The organism is Caulobacter sp. NIBR2454, from assembly GCF_027474405.1.
Lineage (GTDB): Bacteria > Pseudomonadota > Alphaproteobacteria > Caulobacterales > Caulobacteraceae > Caulobacter.
On record NZ_CP114871.1, the window covers coordinates 2387838 to 2403966 of the forward strand.

Annotated in this window: 16 protein-coding genes and 1 tRNA gene; 9 read left to right on the forward strand and 8 right to left on the reverse strand. The window is 64.6% G+C overall.

The window, feature by feature from the left end; translation table 11 throughout:
• Positions 1–42 precede the first annotated feature (42 nt).
• Positions 43–705, reverse strand: coding sequence for a lysoplasmalogenase family protein (locus O5K31_RS11745; RefSeq protein ID WP_269713783.1), 663 nt, complete (start codon positions 703–705; stop codon positions 43–45).
• 96 nt (positions 706–801) lie between these two features.
• Between O5K31_RS11745 and O5K31_RS11750 the strand changes: the two genes are divergently transcribed.
• The gene (locus O5K31_RS11750) at positions 802–1575 is read left to right on the forward strand and encodes a pseudouridine synthase (protein ID WP_269713784.1); all 774 of its coding nucleotides are present in this window, start codon (positions 802–804) and stop codon (positions 1573–1575) included.
• A 53-nt stretch (positions 1576–1628) separates the two neighbouring features.
• On the opposite strand, the gene O5K31_RS11755 is transcribed toward O5K31_RS11750, so the two are convergent.
• The gene (locus O5K31_RS11755; RefSeq protein ID WP_269713785.1) at positions 1629–2264 is read right to left on the reverse strand and encodes a hypothetical protein; all 636 of its coding nucleotides are present in this window, start codon (positions 2262–2264) and stop codon (positions 1629–1631) included.
• Between the two features lie 289 nt (positions 2265–2553).
• On the opposite strand from O5K31_RS11755, the gene O5K31_RS11760 reads away from it, so the two are divergent.
• Positions 2554–2694: an entericidin A/B family lipoprotein gene (locus O5K31_RS11760; RefSeq protein ID WP_269713786.1), complete on the forward strand. Its 141-nt coding sequence runs from the start codon at positions 2554–2556 to the stop codon at positions 2692–2694.
• Positions 2695–2709: 15 nt separating this feature from the next.
• Here the strand turns inward: O5K31_RS11760 and O5K31_RS11765 are convergent, their stop codons facing one another.
• Complete coding sequence (locus tag O5K31_RS11765; RefSeq protein WP_269713787.1) at positions 2710–3240, reverse strand: hypothetical protein; 531 nt, start codon at positions 3238–3240, stop codon at positions 2710–2712.
• Positions 3241–3312: 72 nt separating this feature from the next.
• Entirely contained in the window at positions 3313–3531 is a 219-nt protein-coding gene (locus O5K31_RS11770; protein WP_269713788.1) for a hypothetical protein, read from the reverse strand.
• A gap of 116 nt (positions 3532–3647) precedes the next feature.
• On the opposite strand from O5K31_RS11770, the gene O5K31_RS11775 reads away from it, so the two are divergent.
• The 4 genes from O5K31_RS11775 to O5K31_RS11790 all read left to right on the forward strand — a co-directional run bounded on the left by O5K31_RS11775 (position 3648) and on the right by O5K31_RS11790 (position 6409).
• Complete coding sequence (locus tag O5K31_RS11775) at positions 3648–4043, forward strand: DUF983 domain-containing protein (RefSeq protein ID WP_269713789.1); 396 nt, start codon at positions 3648–3650, stop codon at positions 4041–4043.
• Positions 4044–4120: 77 nt separating this feature from the next.
• A complete protein-coding gene (locus tag O5K31_RS11780; protein ID WP_269713790.1) occupies positions 4121–4276 on the forward strand; it encodes a DUF3309 family protein in 156 nt (51 codons plus the stop codon).
• Between the two features lie 66 nt (positions 4277–4342).
• Positions 4343–5677, forward strand: a complete 1335-nt coding sequence (locus tag O5K31_RS11785) for an MFS transporter (RefSeq protein ID WP_269713791.1) — start codon at positions 4343–4345, stop codon at positions 5675–5677.
• 3 nt (positions 5678–5680) lie between these two features.
• Positions 5681–6409 carry a DUF599 domain-containing protein gene (locus O5K31_RS11790; RefSeq protein ID WP_269713792.1) on the forward strand — a complete coding sequence of 243 codons (729 nt, stop codon included), beginning with the start codon at positions 5681–5683 and terminating at the stop codon, positions 6407–6409.
• Positions 6410–6419: 10 nt separating this feature from the next.
• On the opposite strand, the gene msrA is transcribed toward O5K31_RS11790, so the two are convergent.
• Entirely contained in the window at positions 6420–7073 is a 654-nt protein-coding gene (msrA, locus tag O5K31_RS11795; protein ID WP_269713793.1) for a peptide-methionine (S)-S-oxide reductase MsrA, read from the reverse strand.
• Between the two features lie 168 nt (positions 7074–7241).
• Here msrA and O5K31_RS11800 point away from each other — a divergent pair.
• The 3 genes from O5K31_RS11800 to O5K31_RS11810 all read left to right on the forward strand — a co-directional run bounded on the left by O5K31_RS11800 (position 7242) and on the right by O5K31_RS11810 (position 10481).
• Positions 7242–7331: transfer RNA gene (locus O5K31_RS11800), tRNA-Ser, on the forward strand.
• A gap of 372 nt (positions 7332–7703) precedes the next feature.
• A complete protein-coding gene (locus O5K31_RS11805; protein WP_269713794.1) occupies positions 7704–9509 on the forward strand; it encodes a hypothetical protein in 1806 nt (601 codons plus the stop codon).
• 237 nt (positions 9510–9746) lie between these two features.
• Entirely contained in the window at positions 9747–10481 is a 735-nt protein-coding gene (locus O5K31_RS11810) for a hypothetical protein (protein ID WP_269713795.1), read from the forward strand.
• A 13-nt stretch (positions 10482–10494) separates the two neighbouring features.
• On the opposite strand, the gene O5K31_RS11815 is transcribed toward O5K31_RS11810, so the two are convergent.
• The 3 genes from O5K31_RS11815 to O5K31_RS11825 all read right to left on the reverse strand — a co-directional run bounded on the left by O5K31_RS11815 (position 10495) and on the right by O5K31_RS11825 (position 16116).
• Positions 10495–11409, reverse strand: coding sequence for a 3'-5' exonuclease (locus O5K31_RS11815; protein WP_269713796.1), 915 nt, complete (start codon positions 11407–11409; stop codon positions 10495–10497).
• 174 nt (positions 11410–11583) lie between these two features.
• The gene (locus tag O5K31_RS11820) at positions 11584–14640 is read right to left on the reverse strand and encodes a TonB-dependent receptor (RefSeq protein WP_269713797.1); all 3057 of its coding nucleotides are present in this window, start codon (positions 14638–14640) and stop codon (positions 11584–11586) included.
• Between the two features lie 435 nt (positions 14641–15075).
• On the reverse strand, positions 15076–16116 hold the full coding sequence (locus O5K31_RS11825) for a sensor histidine kinase (protein WP_269713798.1): 1041 nt from the start codon (positions 16114–16116) through the stop codon (positions 15076–15078).
• Positions 16117–16129: the final 13 nt, after the last annotated feature.

A 16129-nucleotide genomic window follows, 5' to 3' on the forward strand; every position in this document is an offset into this window, starting at 1 on the left:
TGTTCCTAGGACGTGGAAACGCCCCGCGATCCGACAGGCGCCTCAATATTTTCTGCTCAGGACCCGGGTGACCCCCAGGCAGATGAGCAGGTTCGCGGCCAGATAGAGCCCCCAGACGCCGAACCCGACCCAGGCCTCTCCCTCAAGCGGCCCCGCCCTGGCGAAGATCAGCAGGTCGGAGATCACGAACAGCACCGCGCCCAGGCCCACGCCCGCCCTGTTGAACCGGCTGGCGATCGCCGCGGCCGCCATCAGCGACAGGCCAAAGGCGTAGAAGGCCACGCCGGGAGCAAAGCTCCTGTCGGCCGGCAGCAGATAGGAGATCACCACCGTCGCCGGCACGATCGCGAGAGCCGCCACCAGCCGAGCCATTGTCAGACGCCGATCCCTGTTCCGCCAGTACAGCGCGATCGCCACCAGATGCCCGATCAAGAACGCCACCGCGCCTCGCGTCAGGCCGATCACCTCCAGCAGCACGTCGCCCAGGGCATAGAAGGCCAAGGCCGCGCATAACAACCAGCCGTCCCGTCCTTCGGCTCTCAGCCCCGCATAGAGCGCCAGCAGGCTGACCGCCGCGCCCTTCCAGGCGGCGCTGGCGGCGAGCGGCAGGTCCATGTTCCAGGACGCCATGTAGCTGACGCCCGCGACGACGGCCGCCAGCAGGACGAGATTGGATGCCATGCCGCCCCGCGTGATCGTGATCATCTTTCCCCCGTGCGGCTTGGCCGCTCCCTGTTCGTTGGACGCAGGATGAGACGGATTTTTGCTGCGGCCAAGGCGCGGGATGCCTAGAAGGCGGCCATGGCCTGGACCCGACGCTATGACGACGCCGAACCCCAGCGGGTTAACCGCTGGCTGGCCCAGAGCGGCGTGTGCTCTCGCCGCGAGGCCGAGGGGCTGATCGCGGACGGCCTGGTCTCCATCGACGGCGAGACGGTCACCGACGTCGGCCGCAAAATCCTGCCCGGCCAGACGCTCGTCCTGGCCGACCGCGCGACGGCCAAGCTGGAAAGCGCGCTGACCGTCATGCTGCACAAGCCGGTGGGCGTGGTCTCAGGCACGCCGGAGGGCGAGCAGATTCCGGCGGTCCGACTGCTGACGCGAGGCGCCCTGTACGGCCAAAGTCCATCGATCCCCAGCTTCGCCAACAAGTTCGCCCCCGTTGGTCGCCTGGATCAGGACTCTCGCGGCCTGCTGATCCTGTCGGAGGACGGAGTGGTGGCCAAGGCCGTGATCGGCCCGGCTTCCGAGCTGGAGAAGGAGTATCTGGTCCGTGTGGCGGGCATGATCGACGCCCGCAAGCTGGCGCTGCTGCGCTGGGGCCTCGAATTGGACGGGCGCAAGCTAAAGCAGGCTAGGGTCGATGTGGTTGAAGGCCAGACCCTTCGCTTCGTCCTGAAGGAAGGCCGCAACCGCCAGATCCGCCGCATGTGCGACCTAGTCGAATTGCGCGTCGTAGACCTGCTGCGCGTGCGGGTCGGCGATTTGACCTTGGGCGACTTGCCCGAAGGTCGCTGGCGGGTGCTGACCGCCGAGGAGCGCGCCAGCCTGATCAAGGGCGGCGCCGGCGTATAGAAAAGGGCGCGGATCGCTCCGCGCCCTTCCCCGTCACGCAATGTCTGAGACTACTAGCAGCCGTTGGCGTTCCGGCAGCCGCCCAGCTCAATCATCCTGCGCTGAATTTCCTTGGTCTCGCGTTCTTCCTCAAGCATGTCCTGCCTGGTCTTGCAGACGCGCTTGCCCATACGGGAGCCGACCTGCTCGACCTTCTTGCAGACCACCTGATCGCCGGCGTTGTCCGAAATCAGGATTTTCGGCGGCTCAGCCATGGGCGGCGAGAACTCCTGGCCCACCGTGGCGCATTCGCTGAGATACATGTTCGCAGGGCTGCGGCCGGTACTTGCAGCGCGTTCGGCGACAGCGTCGTCGAAGGTCTTGCGGCCAAGGGCGATGTAGGATGCCAGGGCGGCGTCGGCTTCACTTGTACCGACCTTGCGATCCAGACGATAGCGACGCACCGACTCCGCATGGAAGTACTGAGCGGCGGCGGCGCTCTTCTCGGTGCTTCGCGACCGCGCGGCGTCGAAGGCGGCAAGGCCATCCATCAGACCGGCGCAGCGGGCCTGAATCTGCCAGAGCGCAAAGCCGTCATAAGGTGCGAGGGTCTCATTCCCTCTCCTGTGCTTGTAGACGAGGTCGTCGGCCGAGGCTTGGCCGGCGACGGCGAGAACAGAAAGTGCAGCTATGGCGGCGAGCGCACGCATGGCGTCAAACCCCTTGAAAAACGAGGCCCATGGCCTCCCCCACCGGTCGGAAGTCACGTCGCTTTCGGCAGCGGGCCCCATCCCGCGCAACCTGCAAGCGTGAACGCCGCCCGTGAAGACATTCCATAGCCTTGGATATTGCAACGCAAGAGACCAAACGGCGCGCCGTACAATTTTGTGGAGCGACGGTCGAAAATTCCGCTTCTACGACCCGCGCCGCGCGCACTCGCTTTGACGATTCAGGCCGGTCGCGGTTAAAGCTCAGCTTCACTCACAGTGGAGCTTCATGATGCGCAAGGTTCTTGTCCCCGCCGCCCTTCTGGCCGTTCTGCTGACCGCCACGGCCTGCAACACGATCTCGGGCGTCGGTCGTGACGTTTCGGCCGCCGGCCGTGCGGTCACCGGCACCGCGGAAGACGCCAAGCGGTGATATTGCCGCCGCCCGCTACGGGATCGGCGCGTCGGACATGAACTCGAGGCCGAACGAACGCTCGTAGAGGTCCTCGCCGTACGGTCCGCCGCGCCAGCCGCCGTAGTAGCCGGGATAGCCAGGATAACCTCGGTAGAGGTTGCGGCTCTGGCCTCCCGAAAGGGTGACGACCCCGGTCTCGCCCACGGGCAGAGCGACCGTGCCCCAAGCTCCGCGAGCGCCGCCCGTGCCGATCATGGCGGTGACTTCCCCATGCATCTGACGATCCATACGGGTCTTGGAGGTAGGGCTCAGATAGCGCGACAGGTCGCGGCGCAGCATGGCGTCGGGCGAGGTCTCGTCCACCGCGTCGGGCGAAGAGGCCAGATAGCCGGCGATCTGTTCGGAAGTCGTCATCGGCTTGAAGACCGGCTCGGTCGCCGGCCGAGCAGCTGGTGCGTCAGCAGGCAGCTCCGGCGGCCGGGTGGCGATAACCTCTTCGTTCGCCAGCGCCGGAGCCGCAGCAGCGAGGCTTAGGGCGAGGATGGCTCCGGTCAGACGATTCATGGCGCGCATCCCTCACTCAACTGATGTCTACACGCTAGAAGCGCCTCGCGGCGGGAAAAGGGCGAAAAGGGCTCAAGCGTCGCTTTGACGCGAGGCCTCTTCGGCGAGGCCGGCCTTCTCATCCTTCTCGATGTGCCGCTCTTCCGAATTGCGAGCGATCTTCTCGGCCAAGGTGCTCGCGCCGGCGTCATCAGCGGCGATCTCGCCTTCCTGCTCGCCATTCGGCGCGGTGGCTCGCTCCAGGGCATCCTTGAGCTGATTGTCGTTATTGGGCGTCGGGGCCGGGGTCATGGCGCGTTTCCTTGTTCGCCTTGGAGAACAGCGCACGACCACAGCGGTTCCGCTAAGCCAGGCTTGCGACTATCGGTCCCCTTTCCCCTGAACGTTCCCAGGTGCATATCCGCCCGATGAGCGATACCGACCTGCCTTCGGACGGCATGCCCGGCCTGATCAGGGCCATGCGCCGGGGCCTAGCCCACAAATGTCCGGCCTGTGGCCAGGGGCGGCTCTACAGGCGCTACCTGAAGGTCGATCACGACTGCGAGGCCTGCGGCCAGGAGTTGGCCCGCTATCCAGCCGACGACGGCCCGGCCTATGTGACGATCCTGCTGGTGGGGCATCTGATCGTCGCGCCGCTGTTGTTCTTCCCATTCGTCTGGGAATGGCCCGTGGCGGTGACCCTGCCTTTGACGCTCATTCCCCTGGCCGTCCTGACCCTGCTTCTCCTGCCCAGGATCAAGGGGGCGTTCATCGGTCTGCTCTGGCATGTGGGGCTGCACCGGCCCGAAGACGCGCCAAGCTAGGGACGGAACCGGCGCGCCCACTGCGGGTTCTCCAGCCGAAGCGGCGCCATGAGGGGCGGCGCAGGTAGGAGACGACCATGCTTGGCACCATCCTGATCATTATCCTGATCCTGGCTCTCATCGGCGCCCTGCCGTCTTGGGGCTATTCGCGTTCGTGGGGCTACTTCCCGTCGGGCGGCCTGGGCCTGGTGCTCGTGATCATCATCATCCTGGTGCTGCTCGGCAGGATCTAGGGATTTCACCCCCGCCGCGACTTCGCCTAGGCTGATGCCTGGGTTGGGAAGCGGTGGGGGAATTCCATGTCTGAAACGGGCGTCGCCGACGGCGGAGAGCTTCCGCCCCCCACGTCCGTATCCCTGACGCCCCAGGCTAGACTCAAGGCCATCCTCGGCGGCTCGGCGGGTAACCTAGTCGAGTGGTACGACTGGTTCGCCTACTCCTCCTTCTCCCTCTATTTCGCGCCGATCTTCTTCCCCAAGGGCGACCAGACCGCGCAACTACTGCAGGCGGCGGCGATCTTCGCCGTGGGCTTCCTGGCCAGACCCCTGGGCGCCTGGATAATGGGCGTCTACGCAGATCGGGCCGGACGGCGCGCGGCCCTGTCGGTGTCTGTGGCGATGATGTGCGCCGGGGCCCTGGTCATCGCCCTCACCCCCGGTTTCGATCAGATCGGGGCGGCCGCGCCGATTATTCTGCTGCTCGCCCGGATTCTCCAGGGTCTGTCGGTTGGCGGCGAGTACGGCGCCAGCGCCACCTACATGTCCGAGATGGCCGGCAAGGCTCGGCGCGGCTTCTGGTCCAGCTTCCAGTACGTGACCCTGATCGCGGGGCAACTGATCGCGCTTGGCGTGCTGATCGCCCTTCAAAGGCTGATGCCCGCCGAGGCCTTGGCCGAATGGGGCTGGCGCATCCCGTTCTTCATCGGGGCGCTGCTGGCCGTTGTGGTGTTCTGGATCCGGCGCGGACTCGAAGAGAGCGCCGCCTTCACCAACGCCCAGGCCGCCGGCGGCGCGCCGCGGGGCAAGACCATGATGCTGTTCCTGCATCACCCCCGCGAGACCCTGATGATCCTGGGCCTGACCGCGGGCGGCTCCCTCGGCTTCTACGCCTTCACCACCTACATGCAGAAGTTTCTGGTCAACACCTCGGGCTTCACCAAGAACCAGGCGACCGAGATCAGCGCCGGGGCCCTGTTCTGCTTCATGGTCGCCCAGCCGCTGGTCGGCTGGCTGTCGGACAAGGTGGGGCGCAAGACCATGCTGGTCGGCGCCTTCGGACTGGGTTCGGCCCTGACTTGGCCGATCATGACGACCATCGCCGGCACGAACAGCACTTGGGCCGCGTTCGGCCTGATGCTGTCGGCGCTGTTGATCCTGTCGGGCTACACCGCGATCAGCGCGGTCATCAAGGCCGAGCTGTTTCCCGTCCACGTCCGCGCCCTTGGGGTGGCCCTCCCCTATGCCCTAGCCAACGCGGTGTTCGGCGGGACGGCGGAATCGGTGGCCCTGTCGTTCAAGGCGGCCGGCGCCGAGAGCGGCTTCTATCTGTACGTCACCGCGATCATGGCGGTCGCCTTCGTGGTCGCCCTGATCCTGAAGGACACCGCGCGCCACAGCCGAATCGTGGAGGATTGAGCCATGCCCCTGTTCGACGTCGCGGTCCTTATCGTCTTCCTGTTCTGCTGGCTGTTCTATGAACCGCTGCTGCGCTGGCTCGGCCAGGGCGGCGGGGTCATCAACACAGACATGACCGTCATCCGCCGCGGCTGGATGAGCGAGATGGCCGTGCGCGAGATCACCTTGCTGGACGGGCAACTGCTAGGCCACGCCATCAACTCGGCGTCCTTCTTCGCCTCGTCGAACCTGCTGCTGATCGCGGCGGCGGCGGGTGTGCTGTTCGGCGGCGACACCACGTGGAAGAGCATCGAGGGGCTGGCGGTGCTGGCCCCCGCGACCCGTATGCTGTTCGAGGCCAAGCTGGCCCTGGTGCTGGTGGCGCTGGCGCGCGGCCTGCTCGATTTCATCTGGGCGATCCGGCAGATGAACTACTGCCTGGCCGCCATCGGCGCCGCCCCGCAGGACGCGCCGCCGGAACTGGCGCGCGCCTACGGCGAAGCGACGGCCGAGCTTCTGAACCCCGCCCTGTCGGCGTTCAACGCCGGCGTCCGTGGCTACTACTTCGCCCTGGCGGCGGCGGCGTGGCTGCTGGGCCCGATCGCCTTCAGCTTTGCCATCGCCGGGGCGATGTTCCTGTTGCTATGGCGCCAGCGTCGCAGTCGCGCCTCCTCAGCCGTGCGCAAGATCCGCCTGCTTCTGGAAGGCGCGCCGCACCCAGCCGACCGCCCGCCGTCAGAGCGGAAGTCCTAGCGCCCGCTCGTCAGGCGTCGACGCCCACGCCAATCGGGCAGACGACGCCGGTGCCGCCGATGCCGCAATAGCCGTTCGGGTTCTTGGCCAGGTATTGCTGGTGATAGTCCTCGGCGAAGTAGAACGGCCCGGCCTGGGCGATCTCGGTGCTGATGGCGCCGAGGCCCTTGTCCGACAGCGCCTGCTGGTAAGCCGCCTTGGACGCCGCCGCGGCGGAGGCCTGGGCGTCGTTCTCAACATAGAGGGCCGAGCGGTACTGGGTTCCGATGTCATTGCCCTGGCGCATGCCCTGGGTCGGGTCATGGTTCTCCCAGAAGGTCTTCAGCAGAGCATCGTAGGTGATGACCTTGGGGTCATAGACCACCAGCACCACCTCGGTGTGGCCGGTGCGCCCGCTGCAGGCTTCCTCATAGGTCGGGTTCGGGGTGATCCCGCCCGCATAGCCGGCGGCGGTCACATAGACGCCCGGCAGCTTCCAGAAGATCCGCTCCACGCCCCAGAAGCAGCCCATGCCGAACACGGCGGTCTCCAGGCCATCGGGGTACGGCCCCTTCAGAGGATGGCCGTTGACGAAATGGGTCTGGGCGGTGGGGATCGGCTCGGGCCGGCCCGGCAGGGCGGCGTCGGCGGTGGGCAGGTCCAGGGTCTTCTTGGCGAACAGCATCAGGGCCTCGGGGGAGAGGGAAAGAAGTCCCGCATAAAATAGGGATCGCAGCCCTTTCCCGCCAGCTTCACAGATGGCCAAGATACGCGCTTGCTACGCGAGCCCCCCTGAGTATATTGCGCGCCTTCCTGCGCCGGGGGTTTCAACCGCCCCCGATTCCAGTGTGCTGGTGAGGTGGCCGAGTGGTTGAAGGCGCACGCCTGGAACGCGTGTATAGGGGAAACTCTATCGAGGGTTCGAATCCCTCTCTCACCGCCACCCTTCTCCAATAAGACGCTTACTCACTACCGACCGCCAGCGTTTGTGGCGCTGCGCGCTCTACGACATGGCGCAATAGCCAACGCGAAAAGCCAACACAGCATGGCTTTGTGCGGCCGAGACTAATCGCCACAGAAAATTCGCGCGCTTTCAGATCAAGTAAAAATAAAATGGAACAATATTGAGCGCACAGAAATAGATTGAATAAATAACAAGCTTCGCAATTACATAATATTTCTTGCAATAATATTTGCTATCGTTGTTTTATGGTACTATACAACCTGCAATACTAGATTTGATTGTCCACAAATGTGGATATCTCTAGTTTTTACAGGCCAAAACATGTCCTATTCGGCACCGCAGATGCGTGCGATGTATTCCGCCCTTCACACCACGCTTGTTCCTGATCAGGCTACCGGCATCGTCCTCGATGCGATCTCGGCCGAAACGATCGCTGGCCTGCGCACTGACGCCTCCGCCCGCGCCTTCCTGATCAACGGTGCTGATAAGGACACGGCGGTCGCCGCCCTCACCTATCAGTTCCACACCGGCGAAGTTCCCAGCGCCGCGGGCCTAGCCTATCTCGTCAATTCAGGAACCAACCCAACCGACCTGAACGATGCCTACTATTCGGGCTTCAATCTCGAGAACCGCTACATCAACTTCTCTACTAACCTGGGTGTAGTTGGAGAAGGCGCCGCAAGCTTTACCGCTACCTACGGACTGCTGAGCTTCAGCCAGACCGTCGATGCCGCCTATGAGAAGATCATCGGCTCCACCTACGCTGCAGCGGCCGGCATCAATGCTCTCGCGGCGAAAGCCGATATCAGCAGCCGCGCAGCCTATTTCACAGCGCTCGCCAACCAGAACTTCCCCACCAGCACGCCAGCGCAACAGGATCTGGCGGCGAAGGCCGGCGTGGTCGGCTACATCATCGCCGAAGCGATGAAGGCCGACGTCGGCGTCTATGCCGCGGCTATGAACCGCTACAGCCTGGCCCTCATGGACGGGACCGCTGTCTATAGTCAGGATTTGCTGCTGGCCTATCCCTCGACGCCCGTGACCGTCCCGCCGGTCGGCTCCCCCACGCCGCCTGATCCGGTGGTCGTCCCTGACCCGGACGAAGACGAGGATGACGGCGGCGGCGGCGGTCCGACTCCGGTGACAACCAACCTTGGCGCTGGCGACAACGTCTTTGTCGCGATGACCGGGGACAACATCATCACCGCTGGGCCGGGATCGAACACAATCACCACGGGTCCGGGCAACGACACCATCACCACCGGCATGGGCGATGACACGGTCAACGCAGGCGACGGGGTCAACGTCATCAACGGCGGCGACGGCAACAACACGCTGACCACCGGCTCCGGCAACGACACCATCACGGGCGGCGCGGGCAATGACACCATCTCCGCCGGCGACGGGGATAATCTGGTTACGTCGGGAGCCGGCAATGACACCATCACCACCGGCGCCGGCGCGGACGTCATCGTCATGGGCACGAACCTGACTTCGACCGACACCATCTCGGCCGGCGCAGGCACCGACATCATGCGGGTCAGCGGAACCCTGGCGGGCGTCGCCTTCACCAGCGTGACCGGGGTCGATGTGCTTGATCTGACGGGCGCATCCAACGTCACGCTCGGCGCCCAAGGCATGGCCGCGGGCATTTCCAGCGTCACCAACAGCGGCAACGGCGGCGTCATCGTCGATGCCGGCGCCTTTACAACCTCGATCACCCTAACCGGCGGGTCGGGCGCGGACACTCTTGCAGGCGGCACGAACGCAGACGTTCTGGACGGCGGCGCCGGCGTTGACATACTGAACGGCGGCACAGGATCGGACCGCTACGTGTTCAGCGGCGTCGATGCGGACACAGACGTGGTGCTCACCGCCATCACGGACGAAATCGCCGGCGGCTTTGTCTCCGGCGCCGACACCCTGGACTTCACTGTCGCAGGCACATTGGCCAACTATCAGGAAGTCCTGCCTCCGGCGGTCGATCTGACCGCGTTCATCGCCGCCGCGGACACGGCCCTCAATGGAACCGTTCAATACTACTTCGGCGTGGTAGGCGCGGACGGGTATCTAGCGACGGACGCAGATGGCGACGGTGTCACCACCGTCATCAAACTTAGCGGCGTCACCGATATGGCGTCGGGAGACATCGTCTAAATACGGCAGGCGCGGCGCACATCGCGCCGCGCCCGATCGTCGGGCTCGTAGGGGCCGCTCAATAGACACCCAGCCAAGACTAAAAATCGGAAGCGTCCCTGCATCTGCAGTGGACGATTTCGCGTTATGCGGGTCAAGATCGCTCGCTCGTTGCTGGCGAGCATTAGCCGAGGAGCGGTTATGCCCGTGAAATGCTCCGGCCCACACTTGTGGGCTTCTCTGACGACTCTTGGCGCGATGGCCGTGATGGCAACGCCAACCTTGGCGCAGGTGACGCCCTCGGATGTGAGCGACCTGGTCGGGGCCCGCGGCGCCGGCGGCGAAGCCCAGTTGGCGGCGCGCGGCTACGTCATTGCAGGCGGCCAGACCGGTGACGACCGTAAGTGGACCTACTGGTGGAACGAGCGAAAAGGCGTCTGCCTGTCGGTGACCACCGTCAACGGCCGCTACGACTCCATCGTCTCCACGCCCGCCCCCGACTGCCGCCAGGGCGGCGGCGCCGGCGGCGGAAGCTATCGACCGCCCGAGTTCGGCTATGGGGCCCCCTCCGACCAAGGAGGCTATCGAGAGCATATCGCGGTGGTCTGCTACGGCGAGGGCCAACGCCTGGCGAGCCAGATGAAGTCGGGATACGAGTGGGACGCCGACAAGCGCCGCTATGTCCCGCGCACAGGAGTGGAGCTGACGCGGCAAGACTACGACACGTCGGTCACCGTCGAGATTGATGGCGGCCAGGGTCGCATTCGGCCGGCCAAGAACATGATCCCGCCGCTCCACAGCAGTAGCGACGGCGGCTGGTATGACATCGCCAACCTGTCAGTCTCGCGCGACTTCATCCGCGGCGAGTTCAAGTTCAACGGGGCCAACCGGCCCAAGATCATGATCGATCGACGCGCCGGGCGCATCACCCTCGACGGCCTGACCAAATTCAGCGGAACCTGCGATCCGCTGGACGCGGACCGGAAATTCTAGTGGTGGGCGCGGCCTAGTATCGTCCCGAGTGACGTTCGAACGCGGTAATCCGCTTCATCAGCGGCTCGAAATCCGGCGCGCGGTAGATTTCGGTGCGTAGGAAGGTGAGCTCAGCCTCACGCTCATCTTCCGCGACGTCGATGTACCAGGACTTTGGCAGGCCGTTGACCTCGCCGTTCCAGCGATAGCCTCGCGCCTTCAGCAGATCCTTCAGGTCGAAGGGCGAGTTCTCTGCCCATATGCGCCAGCTCGGCCTGCGCGCCGCCTCCAGCAAGTGGTCCAGGGCCGTGCGGCCTGTGGCCAGCCTTCGGCGCAACAGTTCCAGGGTCGCCTCGCAGTCGCTGGTCGCCCGGTGGCGGTCGTAGAAATAGCCGCACGAAGCGGCGAGATAGGCCAGCTTGACGCCCTCGAACCCCTCCTCCGCCCAGGCCACCTCGCGCATGGAGCAGGCCCAGGCCTTTGCGGAAAAGCTTTCACAGAAACGTTCGGCGAACTTGCGGTCGAAGCCGGCGTTGTGGGCGATCACGATAGCGGCCGGGGCGATAAAATCAGCGACCGCCTTGGGATCGATGGTCTTGCCGGCCACCATGGCGTCGTCGATGCCAGTGATGCGCGTGATCTCGGCGCTGATCGGCCGCGAGGGCTGGCGCAGGGCCTGGAACGGCTCGCGGATCTCGTAGACCTCGCCGTCGGGCCCGTAGGTAAAGGGGACCATGGCGATCTCGATGATCTCGTCGCGGACGGGATCGACGCCGGTTGTCTCCAGATCGAGGATCATGCCCAGGCGCGGGGCCACGCCGTCAGCGACAGGCTTGGACTGTAGGGGCTCCAGCCTGCGCAACACGCGATAACGGCCGCTGCCCTCCAGGGCCTGCGCCATGCGCTCCAGCTGGGCTGGATCGAGGTCGGGGATCGTCTCGGCGGTCACGGATGAAGTTTGCGCCGATTCCAGCCAAGCAACGCACGATCACGCAGCTACCAGTCGGACAAAAAAGAGCCCCGCACACGTGGAGTCACCACGCGTGCGGGGCTCAAGGGAGGGAGAGGTCAGGAGGGCGGCTTTAGGGGAAGCCGCCCTCCTTCTTCCCCCGACTGAGAGTTCCTAGAACTCCCAGTCGAAGCCGAACCGCACGTACCGGGGGGTTTGGTAGGCGGTGGGTTGCTTGTAGCCCTCGTCGGGACGACCATCCGGCAGTTCGCCGAACTCGTATGCCTCCTGCACGCCTTTCAGGTTGAGGACGTTGAACACGTCCGCCCGTAGGACGAGGTTGCCAGCGCGCGAGAACTTTTCCGGCACCGTGTAGCGCAGGGATAGATCGAGGCGCTTGATCCAATCGGTCTCGAAGGCCGAACCACGCTTGACCAATTGCCCGCCGCAGAAGCGAGCGTTCTCGACGTCGTAGTTAGCGTTTGCGGTGGCGCCGTCGAGATAGTCCTCCGGAGCCAGACCGATACAGCCGTACTTGCGTGGCGAGATCACCGAGGCGTTGGCCCCGATCATGAGGCTGTCAGTCACCGCATAGGAGCCAAACGCCTTGAACTGGTGGGCGTGGTGGTTCGGCAACAGGCCGTACTGACCCGGGATGAAGGCCAGGAAGTCGAAGTCAGACACGATGCCCGCGTCGGTCTGACCGGTATCCGACTTCAGAGCGCCTTCGAAATTGCCGATGGATTCGGAGACCGTATAGGACCCCTGCAGGCCCCACTTGCCGTCGAAAGCGCGCTCGAAGGTGAACTCCAGGCCCTGGTACTTGCGCTTGACCTTGGGAAGGCGAAGATCGGCAGCCTTCAGGGTGATCTGCGTTTCGCCGTTGGGCAGGGTGGTCGGCAAAACCACCGTGGCGTCAAAGCCAGGGTTGATGATGTTGTAGAACTGACCGCCCGGATAGAGAGCTTCGCAGCCAGCGATGTTGTTGGCGCGGCAATAGCCCACCACACCGTCGTCCAGCAGCGCATCCTCGGCCACGCGACCAAGTTCGCGGCGACGGAATTGCAGGCCCACCGACCACAGATCGCTCAGCTTGTGGGAAACGCCGAAGATGACTTCGTCCTCGTAGGTCGATTTGAGACCCAGAGAGACAACGGTTTCTGGCGGCGGCGCGGTGCCGTTGTTGCGGATGGTGCAGCCCACCGCGCCCGTGGGTGCGATGCTCGGCAGACTGGCGGGGCAAGGCAGCATGTTCGGCCCGTTGAGCACTTGGCGGCTGGTGGCGCCCGCGGGCAGGCCCGTCAGCGGATCACGGCCGCCGCCGAAGGTGGTTCCGCCGTCGGCGGGAAGGAAAAACTCAGTGAAGTCGATCGCCGGGGACGCGGCCCGGAACGACGTGTTGGAGGCCACCGGTAGGTAATAGCGGCCCATGAACCCGAACACCTTGGTCCGGCCGTCGCCGGCCAGGTCATAGGTCGCGCCTAGCCGCAGGGCCTGTTCATCGTCGAACTCGATGAAGGTTTCACCGAGTGGGGTTTCGACGGCGAACTTGTCTTGGCGCCAGCCGATCTGCAGGGCCAGGCGGTCGGTGACGTCCCAAGCGTCCTGCACGTAGATGGCCGTGTTGCGGCCACGGAAGCCGCCGCCGACATCAAACACCCGGCGTTCTAGGTACTCTTGGCCTTCGGCCAGACCCAGGGAATTGGTCGCAGCGGCTCGGCGGTAGAAATAGTTGGCCCCGCCGTTGCGTACAGAGGTTTCAGTCAGGACCGTATTCTCACGGTCATAACCCGCCCGGATATGGTGGTCCCCAAACAGCTTGAAGAAGACGTCGATGTCGCCGCGATAGAATTCGCGCTCCGACAGGAACGGGAAGGTCGAGGAGGACGCGGACTGAGCTCCGACCGTAATGGTCGGCGTAACGCGTGCGTCCTGCACCAAGGGCACGCCAAACAGATTGCCCAGCAGCGCCTGATCGACCTCGGAACGACCGTAGGCGCCCGAAACCGTTAGCCAGTCAAACAGGGTCCCCGTGTAACGGGCCACATAGCTTTCACCCCCCAGGAACAGGGTGCTTGCGCTGTCGCGCTCGGATTCGATGGCGTTGGTGTCAGGGTCGAAGCTGAAGTTGTCGCGCTTCCGCTTGCGGCTGGTGTCGAAGTAAGTGAATTCCAAATGGTGCTTCGGCGTGACGTAGCCGTCCAGCTTGAAGCCGTAGAACGGATCGCCGATCCGGTCGCGCTGCAGAGCGCCGGACGTCTGGGCTCGCTGCCCCTCGATGTCGGCGAATTGAGCGAGGCCGTAGAAGAACAGGCGATCCTTTAGGATCGGCCCACCAGCTTCCAGGACCACGTTCTTTTCGCTGTAATCGTAGAGCTGGTATTGTTCGAGTTCCCCATTGGGCGAGTCCGAGCGCAGCTTGTTGGGCTCATAATTGCCGTGCAGGGCGAACATGAAGTCGTTCGAACCCGACTTGGTGACAGCATTGATCACACCGCCGATGGCGCGGCCGTATTCAGCCGAATAGCCGCCGGTCTTGATGTCGATCGACTTGTAGAAGTCGAACGGCACCGTCGCGCCGCCAATGCCGTTGATGAAGTTGGTGATGTTCAAGCCGTTGACGTAATAGGCGTTCTCGCCGCCCGAGGCGCCGCTGAGCGAGGCCGGCGCTTGCAGTTGGGCGCTGCCGATGGCGAAGGCGCTATCGATCGGCACCGCCGAGGGCGCCAGAAGCGTGAGCGCCGTGACGTTGCGGGCGATAGGCACCTGCTTGGTCAGTTGCTCGACATCGACCGAAATGCCGGTTGTGGTGCCGGTGAAGTCCTGTTGAGGATTGGCCGTGGCCGTCACTTCGATGGCGGAGACCTCGCCTTCGGCGGTCAAGGTGAAGCCATAGCGGGACGCGCCAGACAGCCCGACGCGAACTGTGTCGTTACGGGTCGAAACGTATCCTGGCGCCTCGATCGCGATGGAATAGTTACCGGTCGGGATGAGCGGCACGCGGAACGAGCCGTCGCTATCGGTGGTGAGCGTGCGCTCGACGCCCTGAGCCATCGAACGGACAACCACCGTGGCGCCCGCCACAGGCTGGCCGTCGGCGTTGGTCACCTCGCCCAGCAGCGTGCCGGAGCTATAGTCTTGCGCACTCGCCACCGTCGGCAAGGCCGCGCCGAGGATCGCCACAGCGCCCGGCGCACCCATCGTCGCCACACCGGCCAGCAAGCTCGACATCAGCAACCGCGCGCGTCGCGATCCCTGAGCAGATTTGTAACTCGAAGTCATTCCATCGCCTCCAGATTTGAAAGAGGGGTCACGCCAGATGGCGACGACCCGAGGCTGGCCTGTTGTGATGTTTCGAGGGCGGGTCCGACGGACCCAATTCATGCGTCACGGCGACCGCGCGGCTTGGCGCCGCTTCGGATTCTCACCTTCCCCATCCCAGGGAATTCAGCGGTGATCGCGCCCCGACCCGCGCCCCTGAAACCCCAGACGGGAACAAACGCCCACATGAACGACCCCCTGCCAGTCGCCGGCGAAAATCGCCGCAGAGGGACGGTTAGTGTCGTGATTGTGACATTCGCCACGCCTCAGCGACGAACGGCGACTCTGGCGCGACGAATTCCCACTCTGGGTAGAAAACGGGTCTGGAAGGCCACGACCCTTGAGCTAGGCGGCGAGCTTTTCAGGCGCGAAATCAAGCGGCAGGGTCAAGGTGACCACGAAACCTCGCCCAGGCTCGGCGTTTGCGTTCAGGCCGCTGCGCGCGCCGAACCGCGCGACAAGACGGCGGTGGACATTGTCCAAGCCAACGCCGGTGCCCGAGGCCATGCTCGACCCAGGTCCGTCATCGCTGACCTCAAGCATCAATCGGTCCCCGGCGGCCCACGCACGGATTGCGATCAGGGTGCCGCATTCGGGGTCATTCACCCCGTGCTTCACCGCGTTCTCGATGAGCGGCTGGAGAATGAGGCTGGGCACCAGGGCGTCGTGCAGGGGTTGGGGGACATCGATCGTCACGCGCAGGGCGTCGGCGAAGCGCACCTCTTCGATCTCAAGATAGAGCTGCTGCAGGGCGATCTCGTCAGCAAGACGAACATCGGCCAGCGGATCGCGCGCCAGCGCGCCCCGGAAGAACGCCGCCAGCCGCATGACCACCGCCTCGGCGAGGGTGTTGCGTCGATCGACGATCAAGGTCGAGAGGGCGTTCAGCGTGTTGTACAGAAAGTGGGGATTGATCTGGTAGTGCAGCGCCCGAATTTCCGCCTCGCGCGCGGCGATAAGCGCGCCGGCTAGCTGCTGCTCGCGGCGACGGGCGACACGCTCGGACTCCATGGTCGCGACGATCGCCACCCACAGCACGAACCAGTTGGAATGGTAGATCGTGTCCCAGAGCAGCCCGCTCCAGAAGTCCCCGCGGCGATCGGGCATTATTAGAGGGGTGACTTGCTGTAGAAGGCGCAACGAGCAGGCATAGACCATACCGCTCAGCAGCACGGTGACGACCGTAACCATCCACAGGACGGGCCGCGACCGCCGAGACGCCCAGCGCACGGCCCGCCAATGGGCGAGGCTGACTAGCACGCCGGAAAGGAGCATCGGAATCTCGCCAGGCCAGTATTCCGGCGTCAGCACGATGCCGTGCAGATAGTTGAGCACGCACGCCCAGATCTCGATCGCCGTCCACAAGGCGACCGCGAGAAGGGTCATGCTACGCCACTCC